This is a genomic window from Heyndrickxia ginsengihumi (assembly GCF_011008565.1).
Classification (GTDB): domain Bacteria; phylum Bacillota; class Bacilli; order Bacillales; family Bacillaceae_C; genus Weizmannia; species Weizmannia ginsengihumi.
In genome coordinates this window covers 15,014-30,622 of sequence record NZ_JAAIWK010000019.1, presented here as the reverse complement: position 1 = coordinate 30,622, position 15,609 = coordinate 15,014, and the positions used below count along the sequence as shown (strand labels likewise).

Annotated in this window: 16 protein-coding genes; 15 read left to right on the top strand and 1 reads right to left on the bottom strand. The window is 35.8% G+C overall.

Annotated features, from left to right (window positions below):
* The first annotated feature begins 82 nt into the window (after nucleotides 1–82).
* The 13 genes from G4D61_RS11905 to G4D61_RS11845 all read left to right on the top strand — a co-directional run bounded on the left by G4D61_RS11905 (nucleotide 83) and on the right by G4D61_RS11845 (nucleotide 13,136).
* Nucleotides 83–898: a CheR family methyltransferase gene (locus G4D61_RS11905; RefSeq protein ID WP_025729100.1), complete on the top strand. Its 816-nt coding sequence runs from the start codon at nucleotides 83–85 to the stop codon at nucleotides 896–898.
* A 147-nt stretch (nucleotides 899–1,045) separates the two neighbouring features.
* Complete coding sequence (aroC, locus tag G4D61_RS11900; protein ID WP_025729101.1) at nucleotides 1,046–2,215, top strand: chorismate synthase; 1,170 nt, start codon at nucleotides 1,046–1,048, stop codon at nucleotides 2,213–2,215.
* Nucleotides 2,216–3,307 carry a 3-dehydroquinate synthase gene (gene aroB, locus G4D61_RS11895; RefSeq protein ID WP_025729102.1) on the top strand — a complete coding sequence of 364 codons (1,092 nt, stop codon included), beginning with the start codon at nucleotides 2,216–2,218 and terminating at the stop codon, nucleotides 3,305–3,307.
* Nucleotides 3,304–3,672 (top strand): chorismate mutase, encoded by a 369-nt coding sequence (gene aroH / locus G4D61_RS11890; protein ID WP_025729103.1) that lies wholly within the window; start codon nucleotides 3,304–3,306, stop codon nucleotides 3,670–3,672. Before aroB ends, aroH begins: the two co-directional genes overlap by 4 nt.
* A gap of 13 nt (nucleotides 3,673–3,685) precedes the next feature.
* Nucleotides 3,686–4,783 (top strand): histidinol-phosphate transaminase, encoded by a 1,098-nt coding sequence (gene hisC / locus G4D61_RS11885; RefSeq protein ID WP_025729105.1) that lies wholly within the window; start codon nucleotides 3,686–3,688, stop codon nucleotides 4,781–4,783.
* Between the two features lie 171 nt (nucleotides 4,784–4,954).
* The gene (locus tag G4D61_RS11880) at nucleotides 4,955–6,058 is read left to right on the top strand and encodes a prephenate dehydrogenase (RefSeq protein ID WP_025729107.1); all 1,104 of its coding nucleotides are present in this window, start codon (nucleotides 4,955–4,957) and stop codon (nucleotides 6,056–6,058) included.
* Nucleotides 6,059–6,095: 37 nt separating this feature from the next.
* Nucleotides 6,096–7,382, top strand: coding sequence for a 3-phosphoshikimate 1-carboxyvinyltransferase (gene aroA / locus G4D61_RS11875; protein WP_025729109.1), 1,287 nt, complete (start codon nucleotides 6,096–6,098; stop codon nucleotides 7,380–7,382).
* 757 nt (nucleotides 7,383–8,139) lie between these two features.
* Complete coding sequence (locus tag G4D61_RS11870) at nucleotides 8,140–9,405, top strand: tetratricopeptide repeat protein (RefSeq protein WP_035355667.1); 1,266 nt, start codon at nucleotides 8,140–8,142, stop codon at nucleotides 9,403–9,405.
* Nucleotides 9,406–9,579: 174 nt separating this feature from the next.
* Nucleotides 9,580–10,125, top strand: a complete 546-nt coding sequence (locus tag G4D61_RS11865; protein ID WP_025729113.1) for a ReoY family proteolytic degradation factor — start codon at nucleotides 9,580–9,582, stop codon at nucleotides 10,123–10,125.
* Nucleotides 10,126–10,334: 209 nt separating this feature from the next.
* Nucleotides 10,335–10,937 (top strand): lipoprotein heptaprenylglyceryl N-acetyltransferase LhaT, encoded by a 603-nt coding sequence (lhaT, locus tag G4D61_RS11860; protein ID WP_035355670.1) that lies wholly within the window; start codon nucleotides 10,335–10,337, stop codon nucleotides 10,935–10,937.
* An 86-nt stretch (nucleotides 10,938–11,023) separates the two neighbouring features.
* Nucleotides 11,024–11,818: a sporulation protein YpjB gene (gene ypjB, locus G4D61_RS11855; protein ID WP_025729117.1), complete on the top strand. Its 795-nt coding sequence runs from the start codon at nucleotides 11,024–11,026 to the stop codon at nucleotides 11,816–11,818.
* Between the two features lie 55 nt (nucleotides 11,819–11,873).
* Nucleotides 11,874–12,560 (top strand): zinc metallopeptidase, encoded by a 687-nt coding sequence (locus G4D61_RS11850; RefSeq protein WP_025729119.1) that lies wholly within the window; start codon nucleotides 11,874–11,876, stop codon nucleotides 12,558–12,560.
* A gap of 90 nt (nucleotides 12,561–12,650) precedes the next feature.
* On the top strand, nucleotides 12,651–13,136 hold the full coding sequence (locus G4D61_RS11845; protein ID WP_025729121.1) for a QueT transporter family protein: 486 nt from the start codon (nucleotides 12,651–12,653) through the stop codon (nucleotides 13,134–13,136).
* Between the two features lie 249 nt (nucleotides 13,137–13,385).
* On the opposite strand, the gene G4D61_RS11840 is transcribed toward G4D61_RS11845, so the two are convergent.
* Nucleotides 13,386–14,249 (bottom strand): YitT family protein, encoded by an 864-nt coding sequence (locus tag G4D61_RS11840; RefSeq protein ID WP_025729123.1) that lies wholly within the window; start codon nucleotides 14,247–14,249, stop codon nucleotides 13,386–13,388.
* A 196-nt stretch (nucleotides 14,250–14,445) separates the two neighbouring features.
* Between G4D61_RS11840 and G4D61_RS11835 the strand changes: the two genes are divergently transcribed.
* The gene (locus G4D61_RS11835; RefSeq protein WP_025729125.1) at nucleotides 14,446–14,790 is read left to right on the top strand and encodes a nucleotide pyrophosphohydrolase; all 345 of its coding nucleotides are present in this window, start codon (nucleotides 14,446–14,448) and stop codon (nucleotides 14,788–14,790) included.
* 17 nt (nucleotides 14,791–14,807) lie between these two features.
* On the top strand, nucleotides 14,808–15,608 hold the full coding sequence (gene dapB, locus G4D61_RS11830) for a 4-hydroxy-tetrahydrodipicolinate reductase (protein ID WP_025729127.1): 801 nt from the start codon (nucleotides 14,808–14,810) through the stop codon (nucleotides 15,606–15,608).
* Nucleotide 15,609: the final 1 nt, after the last annotated feature.

The following is a 15,609-nucleotide window of genomic DNA, read 5'->3' as shown; positions in this document are numbered from 1 at the left end:
AAGAATCATCGTTTGTTACAACTATGAACGCTACTTTCTAATCATGAAAATATCACTATAAATCATTTGGAGGTGTAGTTATATGATAGAGAAAGTTAATATTGATTCATCCGGCTATTTACAATTTATTTCATACATAAAAAAGAAAACAGGTATAGATCTCTCTTTATATAAAGAAGCACAAATGAAACGCAGATTAACTACTTTATATGAAAAAAAGGGGTTCACCTCTTTTCGAGATTTTGCAAATGGAATTGATCGTTCTTCAGAATTGTTGAATGAGTTTTTAGATCGAATGACGATCAATGTATCAGAATTTTATCGGAATAAATCGAGGTGGGATGTGCTCGAACAAAAAGTGTTGCCTCGTTTATTGAAAGAACATGGTCAACAGTTAAAGATATGGAGTGCTGCGTCTTCCACTGGGGAAGAACCATATACGATCGCAATGATTATGTCGAAATTCATTCCACTAGACCGAATCTCTATTTTAGCGACCGATATTGATGAAAATGTAATAGAAAAAGCTAAAATTGGTATTTATTCTGAACGATCCATTAATGAAGTACCTGCTGATATGAAGAAAAAATACTTTATAAAAGAAGGTGCAGGAGCATACTATAGAATTTCAAATGAAATTAAGAAAACAGTTACTTTTAAGCGCCATAATTTACTTGCTGATCCATATCCGTCAGCCCATCTCATTGTATGCCGAAATGTATTAATTTATTTTACAGAAGAGGCGAAAGAAAAGATTTACCGAAATTTTAGTCAAGCATTAAAACCAAATGGGACACTATTTGTGGGCAGCACAGAACAAATTTTTAATCCGGCTGAGTACGGGTTTGAAATTGAGGATACGTTTTTTTATAAAAAAATGGTAAAAAAAACTGTTTAAATTTTTAAAAACATTTTAATATTTCTATAAGGCTTCAGTTAGAAGCCGTTTTTTCATATAAACAGTGAATAATTATAGGATAAATATAAAATATATGTTATAGTATCTACATACACGCTTTAAAGCGATGAAGAGAGGAGCAGATTAATGAGATATTTAACAGCTGGAGAGTCACATGGACCTGCACTTACAACAATTATTGAAGGGTTACCAGCAGGGTTGCCATTGACTGCTGAAGACATAAATGAAGATTTAGCAAGAAGACAAAAAGGTTATGGACGTGGCCGAAGAATGCAAATTGAGAAAGATCAAGTTCGTATCTCGGCGGGAATTCGCCATGGTCTTACACTAGGATCACCTGTTGCTTTAACGGTTGAAAATAGGGATTGGACGCATTGGACGAAAGTAATGGGGATAGAACCACGGGACCAAAATGATGAAGAAGTAAAGCGCACGGTAACGCGCCCGAGACCTGGACATGCTGATCTTGTTGGCGGAATGAAATATGGACATCGTGATATGAGAAATGTTCTTGAAAGATCTTCTGCCCGTGAAACAACTGTAAGAGTGGCAGCTGGTGCTGTTGCAAAGAAATTATTAAAAGAATTAGGGATCGATATTGCTTCACATGTGTTAGAAATTGGTGGTGTTAAAGCAAGTGAAGTGAGTTATGATTCCATCGAAGAATTGAAGGAAAAAGTCGAAAACTCACCTGTACGTTGCTTTGATGCTGCTGCTGCACAAAAAATGATGGAGGCAATCGACACAGCTAAGAAAAATGGCGATTCTATCGGTGGAATTGTAGAGGTAATTGTTGAAGGAATGCCTGCTGGCGTAGGTAGCTACGTCCATTATGATCGCAAATTAGATGCTAAGCTGGCGAGAGCAATTGTCAGTATTAATGCCTTTAAAGGTGTGGAATTTGGTTTAGGCTTTGAAATGGCTAGAAAACAAGGAAGTCAAGTTCATGATGAAATTATTTGGTCCGAGGAAGCAGGTTATACTCGCCGAACAAATCGCTTAGGGGGATTCGAAGGGGGAATGTCGACAGGTATGCCTATCGTTGTTCGGGGCGTTATGAAGCCAATCCCAACTTTATATAAGCCGTTACAAAGTGTCGACATTGATACGAAAGAGCCGTTTTCTGCAAGTATCGAACGTTCTGATAGTTGTGCAGTACCAGCGGCAAGTGTCGTAGCGGAAGCGGCAGTTGCATGGGAATTGGCAAGTGCAATCGTTGAGCAATTCTATAGTGATCGTATGGACGTATTAAAGAAAACAATTGCTGACCATCGTGAATATGGAAGGTTGTTTTAAATGGAAAAAATAATAATTAAGACTGAATCAAAAACATATCCTGTTTACATTGGAGACGCTATTTTACCTGAATTACGGACTTTTCTGGTAAATAAAAAACCACTTTATACAAAATTAATGGTTGTAACAGATCAGCATGTGCATGATTTGCATTTGAAGACATTATTAAGTCATTTACCAAATGAAATGGATACTGTCGTTTATACAACTCCAAATGGTGAAGAAGCGAAATCGTTTAAAGTATTTGAAGACTGCATCAGTTTTGCGCTCGAACATCATTTGGATAGGAGGTCTTGTATACTCGCATTCGGCGGCGGTGCAGTCGGAGATTTGGCTGGTTTTGTCGCAGCAACTTTTATGCGCGGAATTGATTTTATTCAAATTCCTACAACTATTTTGGCCCATGATAGTGCGGTTGGTGGGAAAGTCGCTATTAATCATCCGTTAGGTAAAAATTTAGTGGGGAATTTTTATCAACCGGAGCTCGTCATCTATGACACAAATCTATTAACCTCTTTATCTCCGTTGCAATTACGTAGCGGTTTTGCTGAATTAATTAAACATGCGCTCATTTCTGATGAGAATTTTCTAAAGGAAATTATGAGAGAAGTGCCAGATGGGAAAAGCATATTATCAGATAAATTACCGAATATGTTAATGCGTGGAATTGAAGTAAAAGCTTCAGTTGTTCGACAAGATGAAAAAGAGTCTGGCATAAGAGCCTATTTAAACTTTGGCCATACACTTGGCCATGCTTTAGAAGCGAATGGCGGCTTTCATAAATTAACACATGGTGAAGCTGTTATGATCGGAATGGTGTATGCACTCATCCTAAGTAAAAAGAAACTTGATTTACGTTTTGATTTAAACAGCTTTATTGCTTGGATTGAAGCATTAGGATATCAATGGAACATTCCAAGTACATTATCATTTGATGAGATTTATCCTATCATGCAGCATGATAAAAAATCAGTTGCCCAGCACCCACAATTTGTTTTATTGGAAGAAGTAGGGAAACCTCTGTTGAGTGAGGTAGACGAACGTTTGTTGCGTGAAACATTTCAACAATTAAAGTCAGGGGGGATCATATGATCCGAGGAGTTCGTGGTGCAACAACAGTAGAAAAAGATGAGGAAAGTATGATCCTCTCAGCGACTGAGGAGCTATTTCATACATTAATAAAAGAAAACTCAATTGATCCAAGTCAGGTCGCATCATTGTTTATCTCTGTTACACCTGACATAAGATCAGTTTTCCCATCAAAGGCATTACGGAATTTTAAAGATTGGAAATATGTACCGATCATGAATATGCAAGAAATTCCAGTTGAAAACAGTTTGCAAAAATGTATTCGGGTTATGATTCATTTGAATACCGATTCAGCACAACAAGAAATTCACCATGTGTATTTAAATCGGGCAACGGTTTTAAGACCTGATTTAACTGAGAAAGAATAGGAGCGGACGGAATATGAAATGGAAAAATCAAATTACTGATTTAGAAGCTTATAAGCCGGGGAAAACAATTGATGAAGTCAAAAAAAGATTCGGTCTTGATTCCATCGTGAAATTAGCTTCGAATGAAAACCCATTTGGCTATTCACCAAAAGTTGATGCATTGTTAGAACAATTTGATGGTTCATATACATTATATCCTGATGGATATGCGACATATCTACGTGAAGAGGTCGCTGCATTTTTAAATGTAGATGAGAAACAATTAATTTTCACAAATGGGACAGATGAATTGATTCAAATCATCTCAAGAGCTCTTCTAGAAGAAGGAAAAAATACGGTAATGGCTACACCAACTTTTTCACAATATCGCCATAATGCTGTTGTAGATGGAGCTGAAGTTCGTGAAATCCCTCTTAATAATGGTGATCATGATTTAGAGGCAATGCTTGCTGCTATTGATGAACATACAGCTGTTGTGTGGGTATGCAGTCCAAACAATCCAACAGGTACATATATTCCGAAAGAACCGTTAGAAGCTTTCTTGAACAAAGTACCTAAAGATGTTCTTGTCGTATTAGATGAAGCCTATGCTGAATATGTTGTTGCCTCTGATTACTATGATTCAACGGCGTTAATCCGTCAATATAGTAATTTGATTGTGACAAGAACATTTTCAAAAATTTATGGACTTGCCAGTTTCCGTGTTGGCTACGGTATTGCCAATGAAGCAATCATTCAAGCGCTTGAACCTGTTCGGCCACCATTTAATACAAATGTTTTAGGGCAATTTGTTGCGAAAGAAGCGATAAAAGACCAGGCGTTTATTAAAGAATGCAGAGAAAAAAATCGTGAAGGTTTAAAACAGTTTTATGCTTTTTGTGAGAAAAATGGGCTGCATTACTATCCTTCACAGACTAATTTTATTTTAATTGATTTCCAATGTGATAGTGATGAAGTGTTTGAATATGTGATGAGTCGAGGATATATTATCCGCTCAGGAAAAGCATTAGGATTTCCAACAAGTGTTCGTATCACTGTTGGCACGCATGATCAAAATATCGGTGTTATAGCAGCGATGGAAGACTTTTTGCAAAACAAGGCTCGTTCCTAAAAGCGTGTTATTTTTTTAAGAGCGCTTGTTAAATGCACCTCATATACTGTGGAGGCCCGACGCCCGCTCACAAAAAACGAGTATCCTGGAGAGAAAATCGGCGGCATGAAAATAACAATAACTGTGTACACAGTTAAACATATACAATGATAGACTGTGAGGTGAATGCCTTTGAAAGGGAATGTCTTCATTGTTGGATTAGGATTAATCGGTGGATCAATTGCATTATCAATAAAAAGTGCACATCCAAATGCACGTCTAATTGGCTTTGACACAAAATTGGAAGAGATGAAAATGGCAAAAGCTTTAAACGTCGTGGATGACTATGTAACTGCCTTTGAAGAAGGTGCAGTCCAAGCAGATTTCATCGTATTAGCTACGCCAGTTTTAATTACTGAATCCATTATCCAACAATTAGTAACATTATCATTAAAAGAAAATGTCTTAATTACAGATACCGGAAGTACTAAACAAAGTATTATGAATAAAGCTGAATTGCTTAAAAATAAGGATATCTCATTCATTGGTGGTCATCCTATGGCAGGATCTCATAAAAGTGGAGTAGCAGCGGCAAAAGTTACTTTATTTGAGAATGCTTTTTATCTATTAACACCTTCAAATGAACGTTCAAAAGAGAAAATAGGTGAGTTAAAGCAATGGCTAACAGGTACTCATGCTACATTTTTTGAAGTGACACCTGAGGAACATGATGAAATGATTGCCTTCGTTAGTCATTTTCCACATGTAGTCGCAGCCTCTTTAGTTCATCTTGTTAAAAATGCGAATGATGAATTCCCGTTACTTAAAAGGCTGGCAGCTGGTGGATTTCGCGATATTACAAGGATCGCTTCTTCTAGTCCGCAAATGTGGGCGGATATTAGTATAGGCAATCGATCGAACTTAATTAAAATTTTAGACGCATGGATGGAGAATTTGCTGCACGTTAAACAATCGTTGCAACAGCGACAGTACGCTGAATTGTATACATTTTATGAAGATGCGAAAGTATATCGTGATCAATTGCCGATTCACGGTTCTGGAGCTATCCCATCTTTCTATGATTTATTTGTTGATATTCCTGATTATCCTGGTGTCGTGTCAACAATTATGAAATACCTTGCTAACGCAGAAATTAGTATTACAAACATTAGAATATTGGAAACTCGAGAAGATGTTTATGGTGTGTTAAGAATTAGCTTTCAAACTGAATTGGATCGTAATAAAGCTTATGAAGTACTGAAAAAGGAAACTCAGCATGAAATCTATATTCATTAACATCACATTATTGCTAGAAAGCAGGTGAAACGTGACAATGAAAAAATTAACCTCAATCCAATCAAATCTTTCAGGTACGATTCAAGTACCAGGTGATAAATCGATTTCTCATCGTTCCATTATGTTTGCTGCCGTAGCAAAAGGGACAACGCGTGTTAGTAATTTTTTATTAGGGGCTGATTGCTTAAGTACAATCAGCTGTTTTCAAAAAATGGGTGTAATGATTGACCAACATGGTGATGAGATTATCATTCAAGGAAAAGGTTGGGACAGCTTGTCAGAGCCTACAGATATTCTCGATGTTGGGAATTCTGGGACAACAACGCGACTTCTAATGGGAATACTGGCGGGAAGGCCGTTCCATTCGGTCATCATTGGTGATCATTCTATTGCCAAAAGACCAATGAATCGCGTTTCGAATCCTTTGCAACAAATGGGAGCGCAAATTGATGGAAGAGAGTTCGGCAATTATACTCCTATCTCGATAAGAGGTGGAAATTTAAAGGCTATAAGCTATCAAATGCCAGTTGCCAGCGCACAAGTTAAATCTGCCATTTTATTAGCAGGATTACAAGCAGATGGAGTTACGACAGTAGAGGAAATGAGAACGACTCGGGATCATACGGAAAGGATGATTCGTCATTTTGGGGGAGAAATTGAACAATTAGGGAAAGTGATTAAAGTTCAAGGTGGACAAACGTTACAAGCTACAGAAGTCCGTGTTCCAAGTGATATTTCATCAGCAGCATTTTTCATGGTGGCTGCAGCGATTGTTCCAAACAGCGAATTGATTTTACCTAATGTCGGCTTGAATAAAACCCGTGCTGGAATTATAGAAGTTATGGAGCGAATGGGCGCATCTATTGAGTTGATTCAAGACGAAGCTTCTTCACTGCTAGAACCAACTGGAACAATAAAAGTTAGCTATTCTTCATTACAAGGGGTTGAAATTGGCGGAGATCTGATTCCGCGTTTAATTGATGAAATTCCGATAATTGCTCTTCTTGCAACGCAAGCAGAAGGAAAAACGGTTATAAAAGATGCAGAAGAGCTTAAAGTGAAAGAAACAAATAGAATCGATACCGTTGTTCAAGAATTAACAACTTTAGGAGCGAACATTGAGGCAACTCCTGATGGAATGATTATTTGCGGACCAACACCATTAAGCGGCGGCAATGTTAGCAGCCATGGTGATCACCGGATCGGAATGATGCTTTCAATTGCTTCTCTTATTTGTGAAAATCCAATCTTCCTAGAGGATGCAGAGGCAATTGATGTTTCATATCCAAGTTTTTTCCAAGACCTTGACAAGCTAGTAAAATAAAAAGTAAACATTGTTGTTCATGGTTAAAAAGGGAAGAACCTTAGTTCTAAGGATGTACTGCACCCCAAAAGTTAGAGTAAAATCTGATTTTTGGGGTGTTTATTTTTGATAACAAGTACCATCTCCTAATATGAGGGGAGTTTATCATTAATTTTAAACACATATGTAATGAGGATGGCACTAAAAATACAAGTAAGAAATGTACTGCCTATTCCCATCCAAATGAGTGCGGTCAGCTTTCTGTTATTGTTTGGAAACATGAGCTACCTCCTTTTTAAAATAGGATGACTATTAATAAGCTGGAATATGTACAAAATTCCGGAATAAAATAACCAAAAATTGGTAATGTTTTTTAAATGCAGTAAGAGAAGGCATTGGCATCATATGTTATATAAAAATGATAAAACGATTCCGTGTTTAGATATTCTTTTTTTGCAAATGACACTATGTTAAAATGTTTATGTAGTAGGACTGAATAGGAATGAATGTGCAGACTGTTTATTCTTTATACATAATAATATGATAAAAATTATATGAAAATATTTTCATAATTAAAAACAATGGAAAATAGTATGATAAAAAGAGGGAAAATTATTTTATTAGCGAATTAAATAGTACACTCTATTTTATACTTACAATCTACATATTTGCCCAAAATCATTAGATTCATTAATATAAAGATATCATCTGAAATAGACGTATGTCATACAACAATTTTACTTTTTACTTATAAAATAGAGTTAGGAATGATTTTTTCATGAGTATTAGTGATCACATCTTACAGCACATTGAAAATGGAAATATGGAACAAGTAACAACCGGTATTCGGGAACTCCTTTCATCTAATAATGATGAAGAAAAATATAATCTTGCGCAGCAATTATTTTCATTAGGTTTTTTACAAGAGGCCCAGCAATTATATAAGCATCTATTAGAGCAATATCCAGATGATGGAGAATTGCACATTTTATTAGCGGAAACGTTTATAGATATGGATCAGGAAGAAGAAGCGATTTTTTATCTTGATTCAGTCTCAGAAGAAGACGCAAACTATCCACGTGCATTACTGTTATTAGCTGACTTGTATCAAATGCAAGGCTTGCTGGAGGTGAGCGAACGAAAATTATTATCTGCTAAAAGTATATTACCTGAGGAACCTGTCATTGATTTTGCTTTAGCTGAATTTTATGCATCAGAAGCACGATACTCAGATGCAGTAAATTATTATGAGGAGCTTCTTAAGAAAGGCATCAACAATATTGGAGATGCAAATATATATAGCCGTTTAGCTGAAGTATTAAGCTCTGCTGGAAAATTTGAGGATGCCCTTCAATATTATGAAAAGGCAATGGATGATCATATTGACATTAATACATTATTCGGCTATGGATTTACTGCTTATCAAGCGGGATTTTATAAAAAAGCCATTGTACTTTTTAATCAATTGAAAGAGATGGATCCAGAGTACCACTCGCTCTATCTTTATCTAGGAAGATCATATGAACATGAAGAAGAAATTGAAAAAGCACTTGAAACAGTGAAACAGGGAATTGCATTCGATGAATACAATAAAGAACTATTTCACTTTGGAGCGAAAATTGCCTTGAAGCTTGGTCAAGAAGATGTAGCAGAGGAATTTTTCAAGAAAGCATTGGATCTTGACCAGGGATATATTGAGGCTGCGCTAACATATAATAAATTATTACTACATCAAGAAAGATACGAAGAAGTCGTTGAACTAACAGCGAATATGGAAAACGAGGGGGATGTTGATCCGCAATTATATTGGGATATGGCAATTGCATATCAACATATTGAAGAATTTTCAGAGGCATTAAAGTATTATGAACTAGCATATAATGATTTAAAACACAATCAGCAATTCCTATCTGAATATGGCTACTTTTTAATTGAAGAAGGAAAAAGAGACCAAGCTATCGCAATATTTAAAGACCTGTTGGCAAAAGAGCCAACAAATGAAGAATGGATTTCATTATTAGAACGTCTTGAGTTTATTGAATAAGGATGATCAGATTATTTTATAGTAATCTCGTTTGACGATCATTCACAAACAGATGTTTAGTAAAAGCAGTAGATAACATGTATAATATATTTGTATACATGTTGCTTATTCTTTGGATTACGAAGTTTATAATAAAAAGTGAAATTAAACTAACTTACAGAGGAGGGATTATAAATGGCTCTCACCCCTGTTACCGTCAACGAGAAGAAAGAATTTATCCGCTGGTTTTTAAATCATTATCAATTAAAACGAAGAGAATCTGTATGGATCCTTAATTATTTGATGAGTAACGATCAACTTATGGAAAAAGTACATTTTGTTGATGAAGCTCATCATTGTCCTCGTGGAATTGTGATGTCGACTCATTGTGTGGAAAGTGCGCCGTTTCAGTTTTATAGAGAACATATTATGACGACGGATGCAGAAAAGTCTTTCCATGATTTACGTTTGAATCGTGATGAAGATATCTATATACAACTAAATTTTAAATCCTCTCAATTGTCCCACCATTATGCGGCAGTATTGGAAGAAAATCCTTATATGCCGACAGAGCTACACATTAATGATGCAGATAGACTGGTCGTTGATCAATTTATGAGATATAGTATTAGTAATTTTCATCGTAAAAAAATACTAAAAGAAATTGATAAAGCTTTAGACGAACGTAATTATGAACTATTTCTTGAATTAACGGAAAAATTGAATCGTCTCACTGAATAAAGGAATTGGCATTTAAAGTGCCAATTCTTTTTTTTATTTGGGATGATGGGAAACAATCTGTCGTCATCATGAACGTATGAATGGGAGGCATCGAAGGAAGTGAACAAGAACATAATATGAATAAGGGAATCCGGCCGTCAACTTTTATCGGATAGAAAGCAATGGTACAATATAACCAGTTTCATTACGTCGATAAATGAGGGTGTAAAATGATTTTTAAATATTTATACGTTTTATTAGCGGAAAAACGGATAATATGCTTTTTGTTTTTGGTGAATTTACTTGGAACAATTTATGGCTATTATTGGTATGGATGGCAATTAAAGATGACGCCAAAAAAGTTTTTAATTTTTGTGCCAGATAGTCCGACAGCATCTTTGTTTTTTATCATTGTACTCCTTGCTTTTTTTCTAGGGAAAAATTGGCGATTATTTGAAGCACTTGCCATTGTAACAATGTTTAAATACGGTATATGGGCAGTTGTCATGAATTTATTGGTGTTGAAAGTAAATGGGCATTTGCCATGGCAAGGCTATATGCTGATGATTTCGCATTTTGCCATGGCGGTTGAGGGCTTGCTTTATGCGCCGTTTTATCGTTTTAAATGGAAGCATTTAATCATTGCTTCAGTTTGGACGCTGCATAACGATGTAATTGATTATGTTTTTATGCAGTTCCCGAGGTATGAAGATTTAATCATTTATGTTCGGGAAATTGGTTATTTTACATTTTGGTTAAGTATGCTTTCTATTTTTATTGCCTACGTTTTAGTACTTCGGCCTAACAGAAAGGAATGGACGATCATGAAATAGCTATGCAAAAATAAGAAATATACAGTTTTATGGTCTACTCTTGTCCAACTGCACATACATTAGTAGTAATTTGAGGGGGGACAAGAATGAAGACCAAATTAATCATCCTTCTATGTTCGTTTTTATTTCTTTTTGCCGGAAAAACAGTGGCGCAAACTAATACGTCGTCTTTATCTAACTTAAATAATTTAAGTGATGAAGCATTGCAGTTAACAAAAAATGGCCGATATGCTGAAGCAAAACAATTGTTAGAAAAATTTTCAAAGGAATTTACAGAGATCACCTTAAGTAAAAACTTATTGACGATGGACGAGTTGAGAATTCTTACAGTTACCCATGATGAAGCATTGCAATCTTTAACGAAGGCAAGCGTTCAAGCTGAAGACAAAATTGATGCGGTAACAACATTCCGATTAGTTATTGATGCCTTAAATTCAAAATATCAGCCGATGTGGACGGAAATGAGAGAACCAGTGATGACTTCATTTGCAGAGGTTAAGAAAGCGGCGAAAAAGGGGGATTCACAAACATATAATTTAAAATTAAATGACTTTTTGAAAGAGTATTCAATGATCCAACCTAGTTTAAAAGTGGACATCCCTACTGAGCAAATACAAAAATTAGATGCAGAAGTTGCTTTTATCGACCAATACCGTTCAAATATATTGAATGATAAAACACATAAGAACAAGGAACTAAATGCTCTTCAAGACAATTTACAACATGTATTTGATCAAATGTCGGAAGATGAAACAGATCCATCTTTATGGTGGGTAATTATCTCAACAGGAAGTATTATTATTCTTACATTATCTTACGTAGGATGGAGAAAATATAAAGGGCAAAAAGAAGATAAGCAGCAAATAGGTCATAATGATTGACGTTTTACAATATTTTCAATAAAATAATGACAAAACAACATCATGGAGGTAGCATATGTCATTTCTGATATATTATATCATTATTGCTCTTATTCCTATTTGGGCACAAATGAAGGTGAAAAGGACATATAGCAAATATGAAAATATTGGTACAGCATCCGGTTTGACTGGCGCGGAGGTTGCCCGCAAAATTTTAGATGAAAATGGATTATATCATGTTAAAGTATTAGAACATGAAGGATTTTTAAGTGATCATTATAATCCAATTAATAAAACTGTCAATCTATCTCCTTCCAACTACCACGGACGTTCGATTTCCGGCGCATCCGTTGCTGCTCATGAGGTAGGACACGCCATTCAGGATAAAGTAAATTACGGTCCTTTAAGATTTCGCCACCGTCTCGTACCGGTTGCAAACTTTGGTAGTAACGCTTCATGGATATTTATTTTAATCGGTATGTTTGCGCATGCTTCAGGATTGTTCTTATTAGGAATTATTTTCATGGCGCTTGCTGTACTATTCCAGCTTATTACTTTGCCAGTAGAATTTGATGCTTCTTCACGTGCATTAAAACAAGTGAAGCATTTAGGGATTATTCAATATGACGAAGAAAGAGAAGCTCGAAAGGTGTTGTCTGCTGCTGCATTGACTTATGTAGCTGCTGCTGCAGTCGCAGTTATTGAGCTGTTAAGATTGCTGCTAATGTATACAAATATTTTTGGGAACAATCGAGACGAATAACCTTAAAGAAAAACACACAGTCTAACATGTGTGTTTTTCTTATAACCAAATTTGTTAGTTTCAACTTATCGACATAAGGAGAATATATTCATGAGAATGAGAACGCTCACGATCAATGCGATCGTAGCAGCATTATATATCGCTGTTTCTTTTATTATTCAGCCGATTGCCTATTCTAACATTCAATTTCGGATTCCAGAAATGTTTAATCATTTAATTGTTTTTAATAAAAAATATTTTTATGGAATTATTTTAGGTGTTTTTTTAGCGAATCTTTTTTTCTCACCGATGCGAGAATTTGATATTATCTTCGGTGTTGCACAATCTGCAATTGCGTTAAGTATTACAATCGTGCTGTCTCGTATTATTAAAGATATTTGGATAAGAATGGTTGCCAATACGATTGCTTTCACGGTAACTATGTTTATTATTGCATTGGAACTTAATCTTGCCTTTCATTTGCCGCTTATGCTCACATGGATGTCAACTGCTATTGGTGAATTTGCTGTTATGATAATAGGGGCACCAATCATTTATATCATAAATAAACGTATAAAGTTTGAGACATTCGTGTGACGGTCTGCGCTGTTATGGAAACAGCGGACTTTTTCTATACGTTCTTCCTTCACTTAATTGGAGCGGAAGGGTTGAGACGCCTTCGGGAAGAACGGAGCAAGTGAGACCCCACAGTCGCAAACGCCAAGGAGGACTCAGCATCCGCCCGTGGAAAGCGAGTATCTGCAGCGGAAAGCAATTACTGATTGTAGACGAAAAAATCTATTATGCTAAAAAAGAGTTATCCATTAAAGGTAACTCTTTTTTAGATCAGTCATGCAAAGGTTGTTTGTTCTCATCAAGTGTAAAACCTTCGCCCAAGACGTCATGGACAATGACAACAGAGACAAATGCATGAGGATCAATAGTATGAATAATTCCTTTTAATCGAGAAATTTCATTTTTTCCTACGACACAGTATAATACGTCACGGTCTTGTTTAGAAAACGCTCCATGTCCGCGTAAAACTGTTACACCGCGGTCCATTTGTTTCATTACTTGTTCGCATATTGTCGCATGTTGATCAGAAATAATAAACGCTCCTCTTGCCGTATATGCCCCTTCTTGAAGAAAATCAATAACACGAGAGCCAACAAAAACAGCTACGAGTGTATACATTGCTTGACGGTACCCTAAATATGTAATAAGAGATAAAGTAATGACACACGCGTCAAAAATAAACATCGTACGGCCCATTGCAATCCCTTTATATTTAAACACAAGTCTCGCAATGATATCGACCCCTCCAGAGGTACCGCCATAACGAAAAATAATACCAAGTCCTACACCGATAAATACCCCCGCGAATAAAGAGGCAAGAAACATATCGTTTTGTAGTGGGATATGAAAATGTTTCCGCTGAAATAGCCATAAAAATAAAGAAGTTCCTACTGTTCCAACAATCGTATAATAAAACGACCTTTTTCCTAACAACTTCCAGCCAATAATGAAAATTGGGATATTTAATATTAAGTTCGAATAAGAGGGATTAATATGAAATAAATAGTATAGGAGAAGCGTAATCCCTGTAAATCCGCCTTCAGCTAAATGGTTTTGAATATTGAAATGAACAATCCCAAATGAAAAAATAGCTGAGCCTAACAATATAAATATGATGTTTTTAATTTTTAACATTCCGCAATCTCCTTTTTATATCATTTTTCATATACTAGCGACCTTATTATATATAATGGCAGATAAACTAGCAATGTTATCCAAAAAGAAACAGGTTAGAATGGAATTTTTTATGAAAAAGATGAAGAAATATTATTTGTAAATTATTACTGTTTTGGCTAACATGAAAGAGTAGAAATAAAAACGAGGTGCAAGTATGAAGGAACAAAAAACGATTCAGAAAATGCAACAAGAAGTGGATGATTATATTGGTCAATTTAAAGAAGGCTATTTTAGTCCACTTGCAATGATGGCGCGTTTAACAGAAGAACTTGGGGAGTTAGCGCGTGAAATTAACCATTATTATGGTGAAAAACCAAAAAAAAATAATGAAGTAGAAAAAACAGTTCAGGAAGAACTAGGTGATCTGCAATTCGTTATGATTTGTCTAGCTAATTCACTCAATATAAACTTGCAGGATGCACATGATCAAGTGATGCATAAATTTGCGACAAGAGACAAAGATAGATGGACGCGTAAAGAAATAGATAAAGTTGAGTAAAAAAGGAGATTTATGAGATGGAAACAATAAAAGTGATTATAGCAGGTCCTCGTGGGCGAATGGGAAAAGAAGCAGTACAATTAATTGCCGGGCAAGAACATATGGAATTGGTAGCTGTATTAGACCATCGCTATGATGGAAAACTTTTATCAGAAGTAGTAGAGTTTTCAAATGCAGAAGTGCAAATTTACACAAATATTGAAGAATGTTTACAAAACACCAAAGCCGATGTTCTTGTTGATTTGACTACTCCAGAATTTGGTTACATACATACAAAAACAGCTTTAGAATATGGTGTTCGTCCTGTTGTGGGGACAACTGGTTTTACTAAGGAACAGCTTGAAGAATTAACACAATTGGCTGAACGAAAAGGAATTGGATGCATTATTGCTCCGAATTTTGCAATTGGCGCAGTTTTGATGATGAAATTTTCGCAAATGGCAGCAAAGTATTTTAAAGACATTGAAATAATTGAAATGCATCACGATCAAAAATTAGATGCACCTTCTGGAACAGCTGTCAAAACAGCGGAAATGATTTCTCAAGCACGGGAAGAAAAAATACAAGGGCATCCTGAAGAAAAAGAAACGATCGATGGTGCTAGAGGTGCTAACTTTGAAGGCATGCGGATACACAGTGTCAGATTACCAGGTCTTATCGCCCACCAAGAAGTGTTGCTTGGAGCAGATGGCCAAACATTGACGATCCGTCACGATTCATACAATCGCGCTTCTTTTATGTCTGGTGTTAAGGTATCAATTGAAACAGTGTTAAATTTAGAAACATTAGTATATGGTTTAGAAAATATACTAGACTAAC

Coding starts and splice junctions, on each gene's coding strand:
- G4D61_RS11905 (WP_025729100.1), top strand. CDS start 83: ATGATAGAGAAAGTTAATATTGATTCATCCGGCTATTTACAATTTATT.
- aroC (WP_025729101.1), top strand. CDS start 1,046: ATGAGATATTTAACAGCTGGAGAGTCACATGGACCTGCACTTACAACA.
- aroB (WP_025729102.1), top strand. CDS start 2,216: ATGGAAAAAATAATAATTAAGACTGAATCAAAAACATATCCTGTTTAC.
- aroH (WP_025729103.1), top strand. CDS start 3,304: ATGATCCGAGGAGTTCGTGGTGCAACAACAGTAGAAAAAGATGAGGAA.
- hisC (WP_025729105.1), top strand. CDS start 3,686: ATGAAATGGAAAAATCAAATTACTGATTTAGAAGCTTATAAGCCGGGG.
- aroA (WP_025729109.1), top strand. CDS start 6,096: ATGAAAAAATTAACCTCAATCCAATCAAATCTTTCAGGTACGATTCAA.
- G4D61_RS11870 (WP_035355667.1), top strand. CDS start 8,140: ATGAGTATTAGTGATCACATCTTACAGCACATTGAAAATGGAAATATG.
- G4D61_RS11865 (WP_025729113.1), top strand. CDS start 9,580: ATGGCTCTCACCCCTGTTACCGTCAACGAGAAGAAAGAATTTATCCGC.
- lhaT (WP_035355670.1), top strand. CDS start 10,335: ATGATTTTTAAATATTTATACGTTTTATTAGCGGAAAAACGGATAATA.
- ypjB (WP_025729117.1), top strand. CDS start 11,024: ATGAAGACCAAATTAATCATCCTTCTATGTTCGTTTTTATTTCTTTTT.
- G4D61_RS11850 (WP_025729119.1), top strand. CDS start 11,874: ATGTCATTTCTGATATATTATATCATTATTGCTCTTATTCCTATTTGG.
- G4D61_RS11845 (WP_025729121.1), top strand. CDS start 12,651: ATGAGAATGAGAACGCTCACGATCAATGCGATCGTAGCAGCATTATAT.
- G4D61_RS11840 (WP_025729123.1), bottom strand. CDS start 14,249: ATGTTAAAAATTAAAAACATCATATTTATATTGTTAGGCTCAGCTATT.
- G4D61_RS11835 (WP_025729125.1), top strand. CDS start 14,446: ATGAAGGAACAAAAAACGATTCAGAAAATGCAACAAGAAGTGGATGAT.
- dapB (WP_025729127.1), top strand. CDS start 14,808: ATGGAAACAATAAAAGTGATTATAGCAGGTCCTCGTGGGCGAATGGGA.